This window comes from Pseudoalteromonas sp. G4, from assembly GCF_028875915.1.
Classification (GTDB): Bacteria; Pseudomonadota; Gammaproteobacteria; order Enterobacterales; family Alteromonadaceae; genus Pseudoalteromonas.
The window spans coordinates 1-21,676 of record NZ_JAPEHW010000067.1 but is presented as its reverse complement, the minus strand read 5'-3'; the positions used below and the strand labels follow the sequence as shown (position 1 = coordinate 21,676).

Genomic DNA, 21,676 nt, shown 5'->3' with positions numbered 1-21,676 from the left:
CTGAATCCTGAATCCTGAATCCTGAATCTACGTAGGTTGCAGACTTCGCCATACTTAATACTTTCAGTTAATTGAAATCAGTTATTGCAAAGGATTCTTATCTATTAATTAAGTTACTTAAATTACATGAATTTTTATTCTGCAAATATGCCTAATTTGTTTGTAAGAGATCTCTTACTTCAACTGTAGTTAGTAACTTTTATTAGTAGTAATATCTTGAGTTAAAACTCTAACTTATTGAAATTACTGTTTTTGTGTATTTATTGCACTTTTATTTCAGATGTTTTTTAGCAAAATGTACTTTTTAATTGATCTAGATTAAATACACTATTGATAATCAAAGGGCTAGGGAGCGGCTGAACGATGGAACTATTTGAAAAAGATATTAAGGATATTGAAAAAAACAGAATAAGCTTTTATTTAGCTTGTTTAGAGGAGTTCTCTCAGTTTGGCTACAGCGATCCTTACATCGAACAGATTAAAGAAGATTTAGAACTGCTTAAAAGTAAATCTTCATATCAAGATTCATAGTTTACGAGTTTGGGGACTCGTTAGCCAAGGCGTATGCCTTGGCTTTTTTTTGCCTTATTCATAGTCTATTAGAAAGTAAATCATTGTAAAATTAATTGGCTTTTAATAAGTTATCTTATTGTTTCTAAATCAATTTACCTTGGTCTTATTTGCTGGACAACGTATTGTTATTTCATATATGTTAAGTAGTTAAATATACTCAAGGGAATTATCATGATTAAAAAAGCACTTGCACTTGCTGTGTGCACTGCCCTAGTGGGTTGTGGCGCAGAAAAGAGCGCTGACACTACACAAGTTGAAGCGAAGGTTGAACAAACCGTAACTCAAACTGCTCTAAGTTATCCAGAGACAAAAAAAGGTAATGTGGTAGACACTTACTTTGGAACACAGGTTGCGGATCCATATCGCTGGTTAGAAGACGATATGAGCGATGAGACTGCACAGTGGGTTAAAACGCAAAACAAAGTGACTTTTGACTACCTTTCTCAAATTCCTTACCGCGACAAGCTAAAAGAGCGTTTAACTAAGTTAATGGATTATGAAAAAGTAAGCGCACCTTTTAAAGAAGGTAAATACACTTACTTTTACAAAAATGATGGCTTACAAAACCAATATGTTATTTATCGCCAAGTTGAAGGTGGTGAGCCAGAAGTATTCTTAGATCCAAATACATTCAGTGAAGATGGTACAACATCTTTAGCTGGCATTACCTTCTCAAAGGATGGCTCTCTAGCCGCATATCAAATTTCTGAAGGCGGTAGTGATTGGCGCAAGGTGATCATTATTGATGTAGAAACTAAGAAGCAAATTGAAGACACTTTAGTTGATGTTAAGTTTAGTGGTCTCTCTTGGGTTGGTAACGAAGGCTTTTACTACTCAAGTTACGATAAGCCTGAAGGCAGTGAGCTTTCAGCAAAAACAGATCAACACAAACTTTATTTCCATAAGTTAGGCACAAAGCAGTCTGAGGATAAAGTTGTGTTTGGTGGTACAGATACCCAGAAGCATCGTTATGTAGGTGGTTATGTTACAGAAGACGATAGATACTTATTGATTTCAGCTGCGGTATCAACGTCAGGCAATAAGCTATTTATTAAAGATTTAACTAAGCCAGATAGTAAGTTAGAAACTATTTTAGACCATACTAACTCAGATACACAGGTTATTTATAACGAAGGCGCTAAGCTTTATTTAGTAACTAACTTAGATGCGCCAAACAAGCGTGTTGTGACAGTTGATGCAACAAATCCGACGCCTGAAAATTGGAAAAACTTAATCCCAGAAACTGAAAACGTTCTAAATGTTTCAACGGGTGGTGGTTACATTTTTGCTAGTTACATGGTTGACGCGATTTCTAAAGTTCAGCAGTTCGATATGAACGGTAAACTGGTTCGTGATATTGAGCTACCAGGTGTCGGTACTGCCGGTGGTTTTGGTGGTGAGAAAGAAGATAAAGAGCTTTATTACTCTTTCACTAACTATAAAACACCAGGTACAACTTTTAAGTTTAATATCGAAAAAGGTACTAGCGAAGTTTATCGTAAATCAGGTGCTGATTTTGACCCTGCACAGTACGAATCAAAGCAAGTATTTTATAAGTCGAAAGATGGTACTGAAGTACCTATGATTTTAACTTATAAGAAAGGTTTAAAGCTTGATGGCTCTAACCCAACAATCTTATACGGTTACGGTGGTTTTAATGTAAGTTTAACACCACGCTTTAGCCCAACGCGTGCGGCATGGTTAGAGCAAGGCGGTATTTACGCGGTTGCTAACCTTCGTGGTGGCGGTGAATACGGTAAAAAATGGCATAAAGCAGGTACGCAATTACAAAAGCAAAATGTATTTGACGACTTTATTGCTGCTGCAGAGTACTTAATTGCTGAAAACTATACATCCAGCGAAAAACTTGCGGTAAATGGTGGTTCTAATGGTGGTCTACTTGTTGGTGCAGTAATGACACAGCGCCCTGAGCTATTCAAAGTTGCGTTACCAGCAGTAGGTGTTTTAGACATGCTTCGTTACCACACATTCACAGCGGGTGCTGGTTGGGCGTATGACTACGGTACAGCAGAGCAAAGCAAAGAAATGTTCGAGTATCTAAAAGCCTATTCTCCTGTTCACAATGTGAAAGAAGGTGTTGAATACCCTGCGACTATGGTAACTACGGGCGATCATGATGACCGTGTAGTGCCAGCACACTCATTTAAGTTTGCAGCAGAGCTTCAAGCAAAGCAGGCAGGTAGTAACCCTACACTTATCCGCATTGAAACTAATGCAGGTCACGGTGCAGGTACGCCTACAAGCAAAATCATTGAACAATATGCTGATATTTATGGCTTTACACTTTACAACATGGGTGTGAAAAAGCTGTAATCAAAGCTATTATCTAAATCCGAAAAAGCGCAAACTTGATTTGCGCTTTTTTTTGCACAAAACTCAGAATTCTTTGGCTTAGATCATTGCCACCTATGGCTTGCTAATTTAGACTTCTATACATCTAACGAATTAGGACTTATCCATGTTTGCATTACCTGAAATAAATCTCAAAGGCAAAGTGTCAGATGAAGAATGGCAGTTACGAGTTGACCTTGCTGCTTGTTACCGTTTAGCTCATTACTACGGTTGGGACGATACTATTTATACCCATATTTCAGCTCGCTTACCTGGAAAAGATGAGTACCTTGTAAATGCTTTTGGTTTAACCTTTGATGAGATTACGGCATCAAACTTGGTGAAAGTGAACCTACAAGGTGAAATTCTTGATGACTCACCGTTTGAGATTAACCCAGCTGGTTTTACCATTCACAGCGCAATTCACGAAGTGCGTCACGATGCGCAATGTGTTATTCACTTGCATACCAACGAAACTATTGTGGTTTCAAGCTTAGAAGGTGGCTTAAAGCCGATTTCACAGCATGCAATGTTCCCATTGAGTAATATTGCTTATCACGGTTATGAAGGCCTCGCGGTAAATGCTGAGGAAAAATCACGCCTACAAGCCGATTTAGGCAATGCGCATACGTTAATGTTGCCTAATCATGGGGCATTAACCTTAGGTCCTTCGATTGGTGAAGCCTTTATGCGTTGGGCTGATTTACAACGAGCCTGTGAAATTCAAGTGATGGCGCTTTCAACTAGCCAGCCACTTATTGCCATTGACCAGAAAATTTTAGATACGGTAAAAGATCAGCAAAACAAAGTGCACACAGGTAGCACAGGTGGTCAAAAATCTTGGCCAGCAATGCGTCGTTTAGCGTATCGCATTGATCCTAGTTTTACAGAATAATTCGTAAACAAACATCAAAGTACTTCTAGGTTTGAAGTACTTTTAAATTTCTAAACCTTTGCAAAGTGCAAAGTAAAAATTAAACGTTTGGCAACAATAATTAGGAGCCCAACAAATATGAAAGTAACTCGCGTCGAAGTGTTTGATACCCATTGCCCTGAGCGTCCGCAATGGAACCCCGTTTTTGTTCGTATTCATACGGACGAAGGGATCTCAGGTGTTGGTGAAGCAGGTCTTGCTTATGATCTAGGCCACAGTGCAGCAGCAAATATGATTAAAGAATTTGCTGAAGCGTTTTTAATTGGTTTCGACCCTTTCCAAACTGAAAAATTATGGTCGCGTATGCTACGCGAAAGTTTTTGGGGTTTAGGTGGCGGCCCTGTAGTGTATGCTGCGATGAGTGCGATTGATACTGCACTTTGGGATATTAAAGGTAAAGCCCTTAACTTACCGGTTTACCAACTGCTTGGCGGTAAGGTAAATGACAAGCTTCGCACATATGCATCGCAATTACAGTTTGACTGGGACGATGAGTTCAAAGCGCTAGTGCAACCTCAAGAATACGCAGAAGCTGCATTAAAAGCGATTGCTGAAGGTTATGATGCGGTTAAAGTTGACCCAATCATGTATGACAAAGATGGCAACACTTACTACGAGCGCACTAAGATTATTTCTCGTGGCGAAATGAAGCTTTACCGTGCACGTATGGCGGCTATTCGTGAAGCGGTTGGCGACGAAGTGGATATTATTTTTGAATGTCATAGCTTACCGGGAGCAACTACGGCGATTCAGCTAGGTGAAATTGCTGAAGAGTTTGATTGCATGTATTACGAAGAGCCAGTGAACTACTTAAATCACTCGCTGCACGCTAAAGTAGCCGATAAAGTAGCGGTTCCAATTGCCGGTGGCGAACGTTTATATAATCGTTGGGGTGTACGTCCATACCTTGAAGATCAAAGTGTTGATGTATTACAACCTGATATTGGTTTGTGCGGTGGCTTTACTGAGACCAAAAAAGTATGTGACTACGCGGATATTTTTGATGTGCGTATTCAAGCGCATGTATGTGGCGGCCCTGTGGCAACTGCGGCATCTCTGCACCTTGAAACAGCCATTCCAAACTTTTTAATTCACGAGCATCACACCTATGCAATTAAAAAGTGGAACCGCGAATTATGTATTCAAGATCCGCAGCCTAAAAATGGTTTCTTCGAAGTATCAGAAGCACCCGGTATTGGCATTGAGCTAAACGATGAAGTGATTATGAAATCTCCACGTATTGAGATTAAATAAAACTGTAAACTAAGCTCATTATAATCAGGAATACCTAGCTGTTAGATTGGCGTTTTTACAATGCTAAACCAACCTAAAGTATTCCTGATTAATCTTGATAAAAGCATCGAGCGCCTTAAAAAAAGCAGTGAACGATTAGCGGCGCAAAATATTCAATTTGAACGTATCCAAGCCATTGACGGCACAAAACTCACAGACGCTGAAATTCAAGCGCATTATTCATCTCAATTAAATTCAAAACAGTATTACCGCAATCTTGGCTATGGTGAAATTGGCTGTTTCTTAAGTCATCGCCTAGCGTGGCAAAAAATAGTTGAACAAAAGCTGCCTTACGCAATTGTATTAGAAGATGACTTTCAGTTAGTGGGTGAGCTTGCTCCTTTGTTTAATACGATTGGATCGCTAACATTTGAATGGCAACTATTAAAGCTTGCCGCTTATCAAAATCGCACCCGACCTATCAAAGCAACAAAACAAGTTAATGAACAGTTTGATTTAGTACTTCATAAAAAGCCGCTCACAGGCTGTTGTGCGCAAGCTATAACTTATAATGCTGCTAAACAGCTTTTATCGAATACCGAGCAATTTGGTTGCCCTGTTGATACGCAAATTCAACGCACATGGCAAACGGGCGTATCTGTTTATTCGCTAATGCCTTTTATGATTGAGCAAGATGGTAAAGTGGGCAGCGAAATTACCGCTGCATGCCAAAACCAAGTTATTCGTAAGAATTTTTTTAAGCGAAAAGTACAGCAAATACACGATAAATTTAATCATTTCAAGCAAACGCAAAAAGCGCGAAAAGTGATTTTGTCTTTGTAATTACTTACTGTAAAAAACGCTCTAATTCCAAATAAAAGCCTTTTAAAACAGCATGCTCTACAAAAGGCTACTTATTTCTACATAAAGCTACATTTCTCAAATATTGTCATGTTGCAAAAAGGTTTCTAATGCGTTTCAAGATATGATGAAAAGTATAGGAAATGTTATGAAGAAAGTTGCTTTACCTTTAGCAATGGCTGGTGTTGCAGTCCTGAGTGCACCTTTTGCATTTGCACAAAAAGCCACAGCGATGAATTTAAGAACGTTTGAACAATATACCCCTCGAATTATTGATGGAAAGCCTGCTGTTGAAGGAAATTACCCATTTATGACTTCGCTTATTTCAGCTGAGGCTGAGGGTATTTCACCATTTTGTGGCGCTTCATTTATTGGTGGCCGATATGTGTTAACCGCGTCGCATTGTATTGAAGGTTCATCAGCTGAGAATATGCATGTATGGATTGGCGGCTACGATACGACTAAACCTGAATCAGGCAAGCGTTTTACTGTTGCGCAAATCTACGAACATGAAAGCTATGGTGATGTAGGTCTTAATAATGATATTGCGATAGTTGAATTAACAGAAGAAGTAACTGGTGTTACGCCAATAAAATTGATTACTCCTGAATTGGAAGCAAATCTAAAAGATGGTTCAGAGCTGATTGTGATGGGCTGGGGCAATATGAATCCTAATGGAAATGAAGCGCCAGAGTACCCTGAAATTTTACAAGAAGTCACAGTGCCGCTATACAACCGTGAGCAATGTATTGCTGACTATACGCAAGATGGCGAAACAGGCATTACAGATAATATGATTTGTGCAGGTTTTGTTGAAGGCGGTAAGGACTCTTGTCAAGGTGACAGCGGAGGCCCTCTTATTTTTAAATATCAAAATGAATGGTATCAGGCCGGTGTTGTAAGTTTTGGTGATGGGTGTGCAGCACCAAACGCGCCAGGTGTATATGCGCGCGTATCAAAATACAATGATTGGGTTGAAGCTAAAAAATCAGGTGTATCTTATAAGCAAATTAGTCGCCAAGGTTATGTTGAGCAAACGTTTGACGAACAAGCAGTGTTTACAATTAAAAATGTTGGCAATGATAGCTTTATGGTAACCAATGCCGTTATTGAAGACAGCCAAGGGCTTGAGTTAGTTGAAGTTTCACAAAACCAATGTGATGGCAAGACGCTCGCATTTGAACAAAGCTGTGACATTAGCGTACATGTAAAAACTGCTGAAGCAGGCAATGCTGGGTTTATTTTAAAATTAGATACTAATGATGCGCTAAATAAAGAAGCTGTGCTTTTCTATGGTGCAAAAGTATTGCCACAAGTATCGAGCAATATGAATGAGATTGTGGGCAGCAATAATGATCATGTGAAATGGTGGAGTGGTGGCGATATTGCTTGGCAAGTGCAAACAAGCAAAGCATCGCAAGGCGACTCAGCAATTGCAAGTGGTGATATTACTGACTATCAAGACAGTGTGTTATTAGCGACTATTGATAACGACCGTATTGAAAAATTTAATTTTAAGCATTTAGTATCTTCTGAAACAGACTGGGACTTCTTAACAATTCGTCATAACAATGAATTAGTTATCAGAACGTCAGGTATTGAAGAAACCGAATTTACAGCGCAAGAAATTACCTTAACCGAAGGTGTAGATCGCATTACGATGATTTACAGCAAAGACGAAACGGATATCGATCCAAATGGTGATGATAAAGCTTATATTGATGAAGTAAGTACAGTACTTAAAAATACTGCGCCAGAAAGCAAAGTCAAACAAGCAGCAATTACTGTTGAAGAAGAAAAAGGGTTTGTTTTAGATGCGAGTGAAAGCAGCGATGCTGAAGGTGATAGCTTAAGTTATAAATGGGAAGTGACCGCGGGAGATATCACGATTTCCGATGCAACTAAAGCGGTAGTAAACCTAACGGCTCCAGCGTATAAAACGGCAAAAAGTTTAGCGTTTAAAGTAACCGTTACCGATGCGTATGGTGCGCAAAGTAGTAAAACGGTTAACGTGACGATTAACAAAAAACCAAAGCGCAGCAGTGGTAGTACAGGTATTATTGCCTTATTAGCAGGTCTTGCTTTTGCTGTTCGCAGAAAGTTAGTTTAATTTCATTACGATTGGAGTAGCCAGCAATTATTGCTGGCTTTATGATTATGAAACAAATTTATAGTGTTTTTTTTGTATTGCTATTCACACTAGTTGCAACAGCGTGCAGCAGTACCACTTTATCTAACAAGATGACGGAAACTGAACGCAATAATCTTGAAAAAATTTACAGCTTTGATGTGACCTCAGAAAAGTTATTGTTTGTTGTTAAATCGACAGGATGTACAAGCAAGGAAGATTTCGAATTACTTTATCAAGGACACCAAGGTAAACATGAGTTTGCTTTAAAACGCACTAAGGCCGATATGTGCCGTGCAATGCCGCGAGCGTACCCTGTGAGTTTTAAATTACCTGCAATGGGCGTGTCACTTGATAATATTAAGGTGCTTAACCCTATTGATGAAAATCAACCAGCCAAACGCAAACGAGGCTAATCTTAAGCTTTAAAGATAACGCTGCTGATAATACGAGGAGTTCATTTGCAAACCTTATTCTTACGAATATACGGAGCGGTTATTTTGGCAATTAGCCTAGTGCTATTGCTAACATATTTTGTATTTTCCGAGATAAATCAGCACCGTTATCAGCAACATTTAGCTGAGCAACTTTCAGGCACCTTATACTTAATTAAACAAGGTATTAGTCGACAGAAAGATAGCGCTGACCGAGAGCGCTGGCTTGAATTAGTTGCCTCTTTAATGGATGTCACACTGTCTGTTTCTGAAAAGCAAAAAGCGTTAAATAAACTTGAAATTTCATTGAGTGACGATAATCAAAGTAGTTATCGAATAAGCTATCCCATTAACGCCAATCAACAGCTCAATATGACCTTGAACGGTGTTAGTGAGCAACTTGTAACGGGCACCGCGTTTTTATTATTGAACGAATTGGGTTTACATCCAATAGCGCAGCGCCAGGCCATTTTTCAGTCAATTAGCCAAGAATTTTACTACCCGGTTCATCGAGTTAGTAACACCAGTCAACGGCTTGATAGTGAACAGTTAGAACGTTTAGCGCGAGGTGAGATGGTCATCGTGTGGCAAACTGAATTTGACAGTAGTTTGTCATTTGATGTTTATGCCCCGTGGGGCAATTCGCAAGATTTACTCAAACTTGGCACTATTAATGTTTTTGAGCAGTACCCTACAGGCTTATTGGTATCGGGTTTTGCTGCCGTTTTAATTACATTGGCAGTGCTTATCCTGCTAATAATTCGCTTAATTGTTAATCGGTTGACTTTTATTCAGCACAAGGTGGATGCAATTGAGCCTGAATTAATCCAAGCGCAGAAAATGCCAGAAAACCTTGATGTTATAAATCAATTAACTTGGAAAATCGATCAAATGGCACTGCGTATTACCCGTTTGATTGAGCAAAAACATCAAATGTTTCGTGCCGTTTCCCATGATTTAAGAACCCCTTTATCCAAAGCGCAATTCAGGTTAGAAGCGCTAAGTATTCAAATTGGCGTGGATAATACGTTAATTGAGCAAACCAAAGCAGATATGAATCAGCTCAATTTATTGATTGGTGATCTGCTGAGTTATGAGAAAATCTCAGAGAGTGAAACAATCGCAAAAGAAGAGTTAGAGCTCAGCAGCTTTATTATGACAATCGTGGATGGCATGAAGATTGTCTTTCCAAAAGTAAAGTTCAACTTCAAGGCTGAAAGCTTATGTATTGCTGCCGTTAACAAGCAATTGTTTACGCGCATGCTTGAAAACTTATTAAATAATGCCGCGCGCTATGCAGAGTCTGAAGTGATAGTGTTGTTAAATCACAACGAAACTGAAATCATTTTGGATATACTAGATGACGGCCCTGGCGTTGATGAAAACAGTCAACCTTATATTTTTGAGCCCTTCTATCAGCAAGATCAAAGCCGGAGCAATAACATCTCTGGTTATGGTTTAGGCTTAGCTATTGTTAAACAAATTGTCTCGCAACATGGTGGTGAAATAGACTTGATAACAACTTCACAAGGTGCTCATTTTCGTATCACCTTAATAAATCAAGCGGGTGGTGAGTTATGAGGCAGCTCTTTTACATCATCTGTTTGTTAGCAGTTACAAATGTGTTCGCCCAGCAAACGGATACACAAAAAACAACGGCGATTGATTGGGGAGATTGGGATAAAAAGCTGCAACCTCAAGAGCGCTATGGTGTTGGCATAAAAGGGCAGTTGCAAAATGCTATTAGTGAACTTGATAAAAGTAATTTACTAAAAGATAGCAGCGGTGTTTCGAATACTTCTCAAGTTTCTGACAATAAAAATATAAAACGAAAAGACATTAAAAAAATGAAACAGGAACTAAGAGCACTTGAAGAAAAAGTAAAACAAGAGATTGAAAACAATGAAGACTATTAGAATTATTCCGTTAGTTATAGGTTTTTTAGTAAGCTCACAATTCTTGTTACCTTGTTTTGCCAACGCGCAAAATGAAACTAAAAGTGTATTTGAACAAGCCATGTATCATATCGAACGAGGTGAATGGGCTGAAGCTGAAACGCTACTAAGCTATCAATTATCGCAAACGCCTACGCAGCATCGCGTGCGCCTTGAGTTAGCCTTAACTCAAATGCAATTGGCAAAACTTACAGAAGCCAAAACACATTTATTAGCGCTGCAACAAGTTTCAAACCTTCCGGATAATGTGCGTTTTAATATTGACTTTTTACTTAATGAAATTAATCAACAACAGTCAAAAGAACAAGTAAAGCCTGTGCATGAATGGGGGCTTGTTGGCTCTATCGCTTCAGGCTACGACGATAATGTGCGTTTTAGTTTTGGTGATTACTTTTTAGATGATGACCCGTATCTGGATAGTTTTTATTTTGTATTACCTGATGGAAAAGAATACTTTATTTCAGATAAAGGTTACCTTTATAGCCTTGATGGTGAAATCGTTATGCCAGGTGAGTTGGGCATCGATTTATCCCCGTTTCTTGAAAAGCCAAATACGACCTTTATAGAATCAGCAGCACTTATTAAGTACAACTACTTTGGCCAGAATGTTAATTGGAAAAATAACTTTTTGGTCCGCAATATTGATAATGCTGATTTTAGTGATTATGACAAACTGCTCTATAAACTAGACTCTGAGCTTGTTTGGCCGCTCGCTAGCGATAAAGAAATTGCAGTGCAATTTGAGCAGCGCAATCAGTATCGAGGTGGTCAGCCGCAAATAAAATCAAGTGCACTAACGCTTGGCTATCGCTTCTTTTTTGATAGTGGTGAATGGCATTTTTATGGCCAGTATATGGATAGAAGTTTTGAAACGATAGAAGTGCAGTTTGGTGATTTTTCATATACTAACTATGGCTTTGATAATAAGTCGTGGGCGCTTGGTGTGGAGTGGAATAAACTTTTTTACAACAATCGTTTATTAGCCAAGGTACAATTTGAGTTTAAGAACAACGATGCCAGTGATGGATTAAATTATCAAGGTGGTATTTTAAAAACAGCGTTGGTGTACCAAATTACCGATGATTTAAGTGCAGTGGGCTATGTGCATTTTTTCCAGCAGGACTATAACCAAAGCGATATAGAGAAAATGTATGGGCTTGACGCAAACAGTGATATTGCCTCAATCGATAAAAGTTTACGCATCGGTTCTAAACTTGATTATCAGCTAAATGAGCATTTATCAGCATTTCTCTCAGCTGATTGGGGGGAGCGCTCGTCGGATATTTATTGGGGAGTTCACAGCAGTACTGTGCGGGTAAAGCTAGGTGTTAATTTTGAATTCTAAAGTGGCAGTAAATGGAAAAATTTAATCTGATAATTGTTGAAGATGATCATGAGTTAGCCAGCCTAACGCAGGATTTTTTCCAGCAGTTTGAATTTAATTGCAAAGTAATTAGTGAAGGCCAGCAAGCTGTTACACAAATTATTGCTGAGCAGCCAGATTTGGTGTTGTTAGATCTAATGCTGCCAGATATCGACGGCATGCAAGTCTTCCAGCAAATTAAACCTGCTTATACTGGTAAAGTGGCGATGCTAACAGCCCGAGGTGATACCATAGATCAAGTGCTTGGTCTGGAATTTGGCGCAGACGATTATATTTCTAAACCGATTGAGCCGCGTTTATTGCTAGCAAAATGCCGTGCATTATTACGCCGGGAAGTAAATGTGGAAGTTAGTAAAGAAAACAGCCTTTCTATTTGTGATATCACAATTAATAAACACAAACGAGAAGTGCAAAAAGCGGGGCAGCCGTTAGAATTTGCGGCACCTGAATATGATTTATTATTGTTACTTATTGCACATCGTGGCGAAGTGATCAGCAGAGACTTTATTTTTAAATCCCTTTGGGGAATGGAGTACGATGGCCAAAATCGCCAAGTGGATATTTATATTTCATCGATTCGCAGTAAGTTGGAAAGCGACCCCAACCAGCCAAGCTTAATTAAAACTGTGCGTTCAAAAGGGTATTTATTTACTGGATAATTTCATCTGATGTGAAAGTAAAAAGGGTATCTAATGATACCCTTTTTTGTTTTTCGAGTAACGTCAGGACGACTTTTTACTCAGTTCCTAACGCATTGTCACAAATGCTTCTGAACCGGTTGGGTGAGAGAGAAGCGAAACGAAGTTTCGCGCGCATTGTCACAAATGCTTCTGAACCGGTTGGGTGAGAGAGAAGCGAAACGAAGTTTCGCAGTCTCTCGAACGCTTTTCAGGGATGAAAAGCCGGAATATCGCGTCAGGACGACTTCCGACTCAGTTCTTAACGCATTGTCACAAATTCTTCTGAACCGGTTGGGTGAATCGCCACAACCGAATCAAAATCTGCTTTTGTTGCACCCATCTTCATGGCAACACCAAACCCTTGGATCATTTCATCAACAGCAAAACCAATACCGTGCAAGCCAACAATTTTCTCGTTAGGGCCTTGGCATACCAGTTTCATTTTACACGGTTGGCGGTGCTGTGTTACTGCGGTGTACATTGCAGTAAAACTTGAGGTATACACTTTAATGTCATCATCACCAAACTGTTCACGGGCCTCGGTTTCAGTTAAACCAATAGTGCCAATTGGAGGGTGGCTAAATACAACGGTTGGTACTAAGTTGTAGTCCATTTTCGCATTTGGCATTTCAGGGTTGAACAAGCGCTCAGACAATAAACGGCCAGCTTTAACTGCCACAGGGGTAAGCTCAATACCGTTTTCAATAATATCGCCAACAGCGTAAACGCCTTCAGCTGTGGTATTTTGGAACTCATCCACTTTTACATGGCCCGATTCGGTTAACTCAACACCAGCTGCTGCAATGTTGATTTTATCAGTAGTTGGCTGACGACCAATCGCCCAAATAACTTGGTCAACATTAACGCTGTTACCATTTTCAAAGTGCAGCGTTAAAGAACCGTCAGATTCTTTAGTAACTTCTTTAGGCGTAGCGTTAGTGTGAAGAGTTGGGCCTTCTGACTCAATCACTTCCATAAGAGTATCAACGATGAGTGGGTCAAATGTGCGAAGCGGTGTATCACGGCGAACGCATAAATGCGTTTCAGTGCCTAAACCGTGCATTACGCCTGCAAGTTCAACTGCAATATAGCCAGCACCTACAACCGCTACGCGCTTAGGTTGCTGTTTTAATTCAAAAAAGCCGTTTGAATCGATACCGTATTCAGCACCTGGAATCTTAGGAATGCTAGGGCGACCGCCAACAGCAACAAGAATATGGTCGGCAGTGTAGTGCTCACCGTTTACTTCAATGGTTTTGTTATCTACAAATTTAGCAAAACCTTGAATTACCGTTACGCCATTGCTAGCTAAGTAATTGTCATAACCTTTATGAATTCGGCCAATGTAAGCTTCACGGCTTTCAAGCAATTTAGACCAGTTAAACTCTTTGATTTCAACATCAAAGCCATAGTCAGGTGCATAAAGTTTAATTGCCTCAGCAACTTGCGCACCATGCCACATTACTTTTTTAGGAACACAACCAACATTTACACATGTACCACCTAGCGGGCCTGCTTCTACTAGGGCGACTTTTGCACCGCGCATTGCCGCTCGGTTTGCTGATGCAATACCACCACTGCCACCGCCGATAGCGATATAATCAAAATGCTTTGCCATTTGAAGTTCCTTAATTTTTTAAATCTTTGTTTTATCTGATATAGGTATTCTAACCGATAACACAATAGCCTAACTTGCAATTTTTATCGATTGCCCCAATCTAAATTAACAATGACAAATTAATAAGAAGTGTTTTATGACTAATCCATTAATTGGCCTTGAAGGGTTACCACCATTTTCACAAATTAAACCTGAGCACATTGTGCCTGCATTAAAACAGGGTATTGTGGATTGTAAGCAAACGATTGAGCAAGTATTAGCGCAAGAGTCGTATACTTGGGATAACTTTATTGTGCCACTGGATGAAGTTGACGATAAGCTAACGCGTCTTTGGTCGCCAGTGTCGCATATGCATTCTGTAGTAAATAGCGAAGAACTGCGCGCAGCCTATGATGAGTGTTTACCGCTTATCTCGGAATATTCAACCTTTGTAGGCCAGCACCAGGGATTATTTTTAGCAACGAAAGCGATTGCCGAAAGCGATGAGTTTGCAAACCTTTCAGAGGCGCAACAAAAAGCGATTAACAATAGCCTGCGTGACTTCAAACTTTCAGGCATTGCATTGCCTGAAGAAAAACAAAAACGATACGGCGAGATTGTTGCGCGCCTATCGGAGCTTGCAGCTAAGTTTGGTAATAATGTGATGGATGCCACACTTGCTTGGCAAAAACACGTTACGGACGAAGCGGATTTAGCGGGTTTACCAGAGTCAGCAATCGCACTTGCAAAACACACAGCTGAAAGTAAAGAGTTGGAAGGTTGGTTATTTACTCTCGACTTCCCATCGTACTTACCTGTTATGACCCATGCAGATAACCGTGAACTGCGTAAAGAAACTTATATTGCATTTAGCACACGAGCGTCTGATCAAGGCCCAAATGCCGGTGAATTTGATAACAGTGCCATTATGGCTGAAGAGCTTGCACTTCGTCATGAGCTGGCGCAATTGCTCGATTTTGAAAACTTTGCTGATAAGTCACTGGCAACAAAAATGGCAGAATCGCCTCAGCAAGTGTTCGACTTTTTAAATGATCTTGCAACAAAATCAAAACCACAAGCTCAAGCTGAACTTGCTGAACTGACAGCCTACGCAAACGAAAAACACGGTATTAGCAAGTTAGAAGCATGGGATTACACCTATTACAGTGAAAAGCTTAAACAGGAAAAATACGCGATTTCAGATGAAATTCTGCGCCCATACTTCCCTGAAAACAAAGTGCTAAGCGGCTTGTTCGAAACAGTAAATCGTCTATTTGGTATTAATGTTAAAGAAGTGCAAGGTGTTGATACTTGGCATAAAGATGTTCGCTTTTTTGAAATTTTTGATAGCAGCGGCGTAAAGCGTGGATCATTTTATTTAGACTTATATGCGCGTGATCATAAACGCGGTGGTGCGTGGATGGACGACTGTATTGGCCGCAAAGTGCGTGCAAATGGTGATGTGCAATTGCCTGTTGCTTATTTGGTATGTAACTTTAATAAGCCGGTTGGTGATAAACCTGCATTATTTACGCACTACGAAGTAACCACATTATTCCATGAGTTTGGCCATGGTATTCACCATATGCTAACGCAAGTAGATGTGGGCGCGGTTTCGGGCATTAATGGTGTGGCGTGGGATGCGGTTGAATTACCAAGTCAATTTTTAGAAAACTGGTGTTATGAAGAAGAAGCGCTGGCGTTTATTTCAGGTCACTATGAAACAGGTGAACCACTGCCGAAGGATTTGCTCGATAAATTACTAGCAGCTAAAAACTATCAATCAGCAATGATGATGATTCGCCAGTTAGAATTTTCATTATTTGATTTCCATATTCATGCCGATTACAACCCATCAAATGGCGATGAAATTCAAACAATTTTAAATAAAGTGCGTGAACAAGTGTCGGTTGTTAAAGCGCCGGAGTTTAATCGTTTCCAACACAGTTTTAGTCATATTTTTGCTGGTGGTTACTCAGCTGGCTATTACTCATATAAATGGGCTGAAGTACTTTCTGCTGATGCGTTTTCACGTTTTGAAGAAGAAGGTATTTTCAATAGAGCAACAGGCCAATCATTCTTAAATAATGTATTAGAAATGGGCGGTTCAAAAGAGCCTATGGAGCTATTTGTGGCATTTAGAGGGCGAGAACCAAATGTCGATGCCTTGCTGCGCCACAGTGGTATTCAATAAAATTTAATTAAAATCAAATAAGCCGCTAAAAATTAGCGGCTTTTTTATGCATTTCATTTTGTTAAGTCTATGCTTAATTTTAGCTAATTAATAAGATAGGTTTAGGCATGCTCACCAGTGTACTTGCAATTGATGATGACAAGTTAATCCACCAGATAATTGAAAAAACGCTGACGGATCATAATCAAGTTAGTCATGCATACAATGGGGAAGAGGGCATTGAAATGGCCCGTGACTCGCAGCCAGATATTATTTTACTTGATGTTGAAATGCCTGGAATTAACGGTTTTGAAGTTTGTTGCAAGTTAAAGCAGCAAACTGAAACTAAAGATATTCCGATTATGTTTTTATCATCAAGAAGCTCTCTTGAAGAGCGCATTAAAGGCTATAACTCAGGTGCGGATGACTATATTGTTAAGCCGTTTGAAACCGAAGAGCTGCTTGCGCGTATTAATGTACTTTATCAATACAAGAAGCAGTCGCAAACTTTAAAACAAGATATTGAGCATGCGCAAAATACCGCAGCAGTTGCAATGACTGACTTTAGCGATATGGGGCGAGCGATGCGCTATGTTAGCCAAACCTATGGTTTAAAGTCGCTGACGCGATTATCTGAATGCTTTTTTGAATTTTTCTCACCACTTCAATTGAATGTTGTGACCGCATTTTGGCTAGACAGTGGTAATGAATTTTTCTCGAATAACAGTGCTGTATGCCCTCTTGAAAAAGAGCTAATGCTCAATGCTAAAGAGGGCAATAGGTTTATCGATTTTGGTGCAAGAACCATAATTAATTACCCCAATGTATCGCTGTTAGTAAAAAATATGCCTGTGGATGATGCCGCGCTTTATGGTCGATACAAAGATTTGTTCCCCCATATTCTAGAAGCTACTAATGCGAAATTAGGTACCCTTGAATTATATAATCAGTTGTCTGAGCAAGCGCAGCAAATCACAAATACCTTTGAACTAATTGATAGCACCTTGCGCACACAAATCGAAAGCTTGTATGGCAATAGTAAAGTCTCTGTTGAATTGATAGAAACCTTGTATCAGCGTTTTAGTGATACCGTTCCACGATTGGCGCTAGAGCCAGACCAAGAGGATTATATTTTGGGCTCGGTTGAGCAAACGGTTGAGAGTTTGCGTCATCATTTAACGGTTGGTGATGAGATCCAAAGCTCGTTTAATGAAGTGATGACTTATATGGACCACATCATGAAAGAGCGTCACAAAATATTAAAAATGTTAGAGCAAGAACAGCAAGATGAAGTGAATGTTGTTACCTCGCAAGATGATATCGAGTTATTTTAGTGAGTTTGTATTATTCACGTATAAAAACACCTTGCTAATCACTATAATGAATTCATCTTAATTTTTAGCAATGGATTTAGAGTGTTAATTGCTAACAGTATTCCCGAACAAAAAGAATATCTTGAACAACTTGATAAACGCTTTGATTTATCAACGTGGCTATCAAATAATCCCTTATTTTCTTTGCAATATGACCAAGATGGCTTAGCACTTTCTAAAACTGATGAGCCAAAATTAGGTGCTATTCGTGTCGATTTTGTCACCGGAGCAGCAGCACACAGGCGCAAGTTTGGTGGTGGTAAAGGTCAAGCCATTGCAAAAGCTGTGGGACTAAATAAAGGAAAAGGCATTACACCTCACGTACTAGATGGCACTGCAGGGTTAGGGCGGGATGGTTTTGTTTTAGCCTCACTTGGCTGCCATGTTACATTACATGAACGTCATCCAATCGTTGCTGCACTTTTATATGATGGTTTACAACGCGCTTATTTAGACAGTGAAATTGGTACATGGATGAGCGAACGAATGACGATGGCGTTTGGCTCTAGCCATTTATTGCTGCCTGAAACACAAAGCGAGATTGACGTTGTTTATTTAGATCCGATGTTTCCACATCGCGAAAAGTCAGCCGCGGTTAAAAAAGAAATGCGAGTGTTTCAATCTCTTGTAGGTTCAGATTTAGATGCTGATGCATTGCTTGCTCCAGCTATAGCTCTTGCAAGTAAACGAGTCGTTGTAAAACGACCTGATTACGCCCCATTTTTGGCAGATAAAACACCATCGATGCAAATTAAAACCAAGAAAAATCGATTTGATGTCTATGTAAATGCAGCGATGACTGAAACAAAAGTGTCATAATAAAGTCATATACTTCAAGGGCAATTTTATGGATTAAGAGTGCCCTATGCGTGTTTCAAGTTTTACCCGATTATTATTAGTTGTTCTAAGTTCAATTAGTATTGCGTTGGCAGTTGTGCTGTATTGGGCAAGCCAGACAATTAATACCCTTAATCAACAAACAACTTCATATAATCAGCTTAAAAATACGGTAGTGGTTGATCTTGCAAATAGTTTACAAGATTACCTAGCTTATGGTGATAACCAGTACCTAACTTTGGCAAAATCACATATTGCATCGGTGGAACAAAATTTATCAGTTTTACCAGCCTCTATATCGTCTTCTCTTCAGTCGCAACTAACACAATTACAAAACGGTATCGATGGTAAATATCTTTCCCTTGGTAAACTAAGCGGTAACAAAAACGCTTTAATTGATAACGCACTCAATGAAATGGCGGATTACGCCAGTGCATTAAGCCAGTATGCGCAAAAAGCGCAAAGCTCCAGTGAACAAGCACGTTTTTATGTATTGGCAAATACCTATCAAACGAATGTTGTGCAGTTGGTTATGGCATTGAAAGAAAATAACTTAGAGAGTACTAATCTAGTACTTAAAGAGCTTACAAGTATTGCAAAAAAAATTGAAAACCTGCCTTTATTAGGCGTTTTTGACCCCACTATTGATGAAGATGAACTTATGCTAACGGGTGACGAACCAGAAGACCTAGGTGAAGAAATACAAGCCGAACTCGTTAGTTTGCCCAATCGTTTACCCAAAGAATTAGCAAATACCAAGCGTTTAAATGAACAACGTGAAATGGGTATTTCATCTCTTAGACAAGAGATTAGTAGCTTAACAAACAGTATTTTAGTTGCTGAAAAGCAGTTACGTGATGACCAAAGATTAATTGAAGAGCGCGTATTCTATACTTTGTTAGTCGCAGTGTTAGGGCTGTTTGTGATTGCTGCTGTGGTGTATTTTACGCAGAGAAAGCAAGTGCTCACTCCTGTTAGGGCGCTAAGAAATGCATTTTCTAAATTAATTGAAAACGATAACCTAGAACACATTTATGTTGATAACCCAAAAACTGAAATGGGTGAAATCGCATATTACTTTAACCAACTGATTGAAAAACAAAAAGTAGAAGCAGAAGAGCGTGCTGAAACATTGCAGTTAGTGAGCGACTTTTTAGCAAACATGAGTGAGCAACTAAAAGTGATGCTAACGGCATCAGAACAATCAATAAATGAAGTTGTGCAAAGTGAAAGCCTATTAAGCCAAGTGACTGAAATTGGAGAGCAAGTAAACGAAATTAATGGCACGGTAAAAAATAATGCGGAACTGACATTTAGCGCAATGGAAATCAGTGTGAGCCAATCTGAATCAATGCTGGCGGCGAGTAACAAAACGCAACAGCAAGTGCAGGCAGGTATGGACTCACTTGAGCAGTTATTAAAAGGGGTTAATGATGTTGCATCTGTGCTTGAAGTAATCAACTCGATTGCAGAACAGACCAATCTACTAGCCCTTAATGCGGCTATAGAATCAGCACGTGCGGGTGAACATGGACGCGGTTTTGCGGTGGTTGCAGATGAAGTTAGGCAGCTGGCAAAACAAACTCAAAATTCATTGCAAAGTATTAAGCAGCAGTTAGATGGTTTAACCTTGAGCTCAAAGCAGGTGTCACAACAAATGGTAGAGCTTGCGCAAAATGCAAGCCAGCAAACCGAATCCGCAACGAAATTAAAAGAAACGGCAAGTGGTGTAGCTGACAATGCACTGTCTGCTTCAGAAGTGGCGAATCAAGCAAGCAATTTTGCTTTAGAGCAAAGTAATTACTTGAGCGAGTTTTCTCATGCTATGGCGCAATTAAAAGCCCGTGTACAAGATTCCAATAAACAAGTTCAAGGTATTCAAATTGACCTTGAACAAAAGATGGTTCAAATACGTACCTCATTAGGTCTACAATAAATTAACCATCTTTTGGAGTGAGCAAAATGATCGAAATTAATCAAACCCTACCTAGTCATACATTCAATTTATTAACCAATGAAGGTATGACAACGCCAACAACAGCAGAATTATTTGCCAATAAAAAGGTTGTGTTATTTGCGGTTCCTGGTGCATTTACACCTACCTGTTCAGCAAGCCACCTACCGGGGTTTGTAGTGCACTTCGATGCATTAAAAGAAAAAGGCGTTGATAGTGTAATTTGCCTTTCAGTGAATGATGCATTTGTAATGAAGTCTTGGGGCGACAGTGCAAATGCCCAAAACATTACCATGTTGGCTGATGGTGATGGTGCATTCACTAAAGCGCTCGGGCTAGGTATGGAGACAGGTGTTTTTGGAGGCTATCGTTCACAGCGTTATGCCATGCTTGTTGAAAACCAAACGGTTACTCAATTGTGGCTAGAAGAACCAAAAGCTTTTACTGTCTCAAGTGCTGAATCTGTACTTGCGAATATTTGAAACAAATAAGACTTGTTTTTATTACCCTTATAGTCACTTTTTTCTTTAATTAAATTAAGCAGTTAATTGCCTTGCAATTAGCTGCTTAACGCTTACAATGCGGATTTTTAGCATTCTGTATAGTCGTGGAGTTCTTATGTTAGCACCTGCAATGGTTGAAAAGTTAAACGAGCAAATTAATCTAGAGTTTTATTCATCAAACCTTTACTTACAAATGAGTGCATGGTGCGAAGATAAAGGATTTGAAGGTGCAGCTGAGTTATTGAGAAAGCATGCATTAGAAGAAATGGATCATATGAATCGTTTGTTCACTTATGTAAGTGAAACAGGTGCAATGCCAATTTTAGGTACCATTGAAGCGCCACCGCATGAGTTTGGCTCTTTAGGTGATGTATTTCGTGAAACCTTAAAACATGAGTGTGAAATTACAAAAGCGATTAATGAATTAACACACGTAGCGTTTACAACTCATGACTATTCAACCTTTAACTTTTTACAGTGGTATGTTGCAGAGCAGCATGAAGAAGAGAAGTTATTTAAAGGTATCCTAGATAAAATTGAGCTTGTTGGTGAAGACGGTAAAGCCCTTTTCTGGATTGATAAAGATCTTGCAGAGCTAGCTACAAAAGGCACTTCCTCAATTATGGAGCCTGGCGCTTAATTAGCGGATTGCACTATGAGTTCAGGCTTTAGCAATATCTGCTGAACCCTGAACCCTGAACCCTG

At 39.5% G+C, this 21,676-nt stretch carries 18 protein-coding genes; 17 read left to right on the top strand and 1 reads right to left on the bottom strand.

The window, feature by feature from the left end:
- Positions 1–363: 363 nt before the first annotated feature.
- The 11 genes from ON073_RS16100 (at position 364) to ON073_RS16050 (ending at position 12,513) form a co-directional block, all read left to right on the top strand.
- A complete protein-coding gene (locus ON073_RS16100) occupies positions 364–531 on the top strand; it encodes a hypothetical protein (RefSeq protein WP_274762914.1) in 168 nt (55 codons plus the stop codon).
- 213 nt (positions 532–744) lie between these two features.
- A complete protein-coding gene (locus ON073_RS16095) occupies positions 745–2,907 on the top strand; it encodes a prolyl oligopeptidase family serine peptidase (RefSeq protein ID WP_274762913.1) in 2,163 nt (720 codons plus the stop codon).
- Positions 2,908–3,052: 145 nt separating this feature from the next.
- On the top strand, positions 3,053–3,820 hold the full coding sequence (locus ON073_RS16090; RefSeq protein WP_274762912.1) for a class II aldolase/adducin family protein: 768 nt from the start codon (positions 3,053–3,055) through the stop codon (positions 3,818–3,820).
- A 117-nt stretch (positions 3,821–3,937) separates the two neighbouring features.
- Positions 3,938–5,113 carry a mandelate racemase/muconate lactonizing enzyme family protein gene (locus ON073_RS16085; protein ID WP_100914059.1) on the top strand — a complete coding sequence of 392 codons (1,176 nt, stop codon included), beginning with the start codon at positions 3,938–3,940 and terminating at the stop codon, positions 5,111–5,113.
- Positions 5,114–5,173: 60 nt separating this feature from the next.
- Positions 5,174–5,935, top strand: coding sequence for a glycosyltransferase family 25 protein (locus tag ON073_RS16080; RefSeq protein ID WP_274762911.1), 762 nt, complete (start codon positions 5,174–5,176; stop codon positions 5,933–5,935).
- A 166-nt stretch (positions 5,936–6,101) separates the two neighbouring features.
- Positions 6,102–8,063, top strand: coding sequence for a serine protease (locus ON073_RS16075; protein ID WP_274762910.1), 1,962 nt, complete (start codon positions 6,102–6,104; stop codon positions 8,061–8,063).
- A gap of 47 nt (positions 8,064–8,110) precedes the next feature.
- On the top strand, positions 8,111–8,497 hold the full coding sequence (locus tag ON073_RS16070; protein ID WP_274762909.1) for a hypothetical protein: 387 nt from the start codon (positions 8,111–8,113) through the stop codon (positions 8,495–8,497).
- Positions 8,498–8,542: 45 nt separating this feature from the next.
- Complete coding sequence (locus tag ON073_RS16065) at positions 8,543–10,096, top strand: sensor histidine kinase (RefSeq protein ID WP_274762908.1); 1,554 nt, start codon at positions 8,543–8,545, stop codon at positions 10,094–10,096.
- The gene (locus ON073_RS16060) at positions 10,093–10,431 is read left to right on the top strand and encodes a hypothetical protein (RefSeq protein ID WP_274762907.1); all 339 of its coding nucleotides are present in this window, start codon (positions 10,093–10,095) and stop codon (positions 10,429–10,431) included. The genes ON073_RS16065 and ON073_RS16060 overlap by 4 nt, the downstream gene beginning before the upstream one ends.
- Complete coding sequence (locus ON073_RS16055; protein WP_274762906.1) at positions 10,418–11,815, top strand: hypothetical protein; 1,398 nt, start codon at positions 10,418–10,420, stop codon at positions 11,813–11,815. Before ON073_RS16060 ends, ON073_RS16055 begins: the two co-directional genes overlap by 14 nt.
- Positions 11,816–11,826: 11 nt before the next feature.
- Positions 11,827–12,513 (top strand): response regulator transcription factor, encoded by a 687-nt coding sequence (locus ON073_RS16050; RefSeq protein WP_274762905.1) that lies wholly within the window; start codon positions 11,827–11,829, stop codon positions 12,511–12,513.
- Between the two features lie 280 nt (positions 12,514–12,793).
- Here ON073_RS16050 and gorA read toward each other — a convergent pair whose 3' ends face one another.
- A complete protein-coding gene (gorA, locus tag ON073_RS16045) occupies positions 12,794–14,152 on the bottom strand; it encodes a glutathione-disulfide reductase (RefSeq protein ID WP_274762904.1) in 1,359 nt (452 codons plus the stop codon).
- A 136-nt stretch (positions 14,153–14,288) separates the two neighbouring features.
- Here gorA and prlC point away from each other — a divergent pair, with 136 nt between their 5' ends.
- The 6 genes from prlC (at position 14,289) to ftnA (ending at position 21,611) form a co-directional block, all read left to right on the top strand.
- A complete protein-coding gene (gene prlC, locus ON073_RS16040; RefSeq protein ID WP_274762903.1) occupies positions 14,289–16,325 on the top strand; it encodes an oligopeptidase A in 2,037 nt (678 codons plus the stop codon).
- 107 nt (positions 16,326–16,432) lie between these two features.
- Positions 16,433–17,638, top strand: a complete 1,206-nt coding sequence (locus ON073_RS16035) for a response regulator (RefSeq protein ID WP_274762902.1) — start codon at positions 16,433–16,435, stop codon at positions 17,636–17,638.
- A gap of 81 nt (positions 17,639–17,719) precedes the next feature.
- Positions 17,720–18,496, top strand: coding sequence for a class I SAM-dependent methyltransferase (locus ON073_RS16030; protein WP_274762901.1), 777 nt, complete (start codon positions 17,720–17,722; stop codon positions 18,494–18,496).
- 46 nt (positions 18,497–18,542) lie between these two features.
- A complete protein-coding gene (locus ON073_RS16025; protein WP_274762900.1) occupies positions 18,543–20,450 on the top strand; it encodes a methyl-accepting chemotaxis protein in 1,908 nt (635 codons plus the stop codon).
- A gap of 26 nt (positions 20,451–20,476) precedes the next feature.
- Complete coding sequence (locus tag ON073_RS16020; RefSeq protein WP_274762899.1) at positions 20,477–20,950, top strand: peroxiredoxin; 474 nt, start codon at positions 20,477–20,479, stop codon at positions 20,948–20,950.
- Between the two features lie 136 nt (positions 20,951–21,086).
- Positions 21,087–21,611 (top strand): non-heme ferritin, encoded by a 525-nt coding sequence (ftnA, locus tag ON073_RS16015; protein ID WP_274762898.1) that lies wholly within the window; start codon positions 21,087–21,089, stop codon positions 21,609–21,611.
- Positions 21,612–21,676 lie beyond the last annotated feature (65 nt).

Bases quoted from the DNA above. Each gene is read 5' to 3' on its own strand.
- ON073_RS16100 (WP_274762914.1), top strand. From the start codon at position 364: ATGGAACTATTTGAAAAAGATATTAAGGATATTGAAAAAAACAGAATA.
- ON073_RS16095 (WP_274762913.1), top strand. From the start codon at position 745: ATGATTAAAAAAGCACTTGCACTTGCTGTGTGCACTGCCCTAGTGGGT.
- ON073_RS16090 (WP_274762912.1), top strand. From the start codon at position 3,053: ATGTTTGCATTACCTGAAATAAATCTCAAAGGCAAAGTGTCAGATGAA.
- ON073_RS16085 (WP_100914059.1), top strand. From the start codon at position 3,938: ATGAAAGTAACTCGCGTCGAAGTGTTTGATACCCATTGCCCTGAGCGT.
- ON073_RS16080 (WP_274762911.1), top strand. From the start codon at position 5,174: ATGCTAAACCAACCTAAAGTATTCCTGATTAATCTTGATAAAAGCATC.
- ON073_RS16075 (WP_274762910.1), top strand. From the start codon at position 6,102: ATGAAGAAAGTTGCTTTACCTTTAGCAATGGCTGGTGTTGCAGTCCTG.
- ON073_RS16070 (WP_274762909.1), top strand. From the start codon at position 8,111: ATGAAACAAATTTATAGTGTTTTTTTTGTATTGCTATTCACACTAGTT.
- ON073_RS16060 (WP_274762907.1), top strand. From the start codon at position 10,093: ATGAGGCAGCTCTTTTACATCATCTGTTTGTTAGCAGTTACAAATGTG.
- ON073_RS16055 (WP_274762906.1), top strand. From the start codon at position 10,418: ATGAAGACTATTAGAATTATTCCGTTAGTTATAGGTTTTTTAGTAAGC.
- ON073_RS16050 (WP_274762905.1), top strand. From the start codon at position 11,827: ATGGAAAAATTTAATCTGATAATTGTTGAAGATGATCATGAGTTAGCC.
- gorA (WP_274762904.1), bottom strand. From the start codon at position 14,152: ATGGCAAAGCATTTTGATTATATCGCTATCGGCGGTGGCAGTGGTGGT.
- prlC (WP_274762903.1), top strand. From the start codon at position 14,289: ATGACTAATCCATTAATTGGCCTTGAAGGGTTACCACCATTTTCACAA.
- ON073_RS16035 (WP_274762902.1), top strand. From the start codon at position 16,433: ATGCTCACCAGTGTACTTGCAATTGATGATGACAAGTTAATCCACCAG.
- ON073_RS16025 (WP_274762900.1), top strand. From the start codon at position 18,543: ATGCGTGTTTCAAGTTTTACCCGATTATTATTAGTTGTTCTAAGTTCA.
- ON073_RS16020 (WP_274762899.1), top strand. From the start codon at position 20,477: ATGATCGAAATTAATCAAACCCTACCTAGTCATACATTCAATTTATTA.
- ftnA (WP_274762898.1), top strand. From the start codon at position 21,087: ATGTTAGCACCTGCAATGGTTGAAAAGTTAAACGAGCAAATTAATCTA.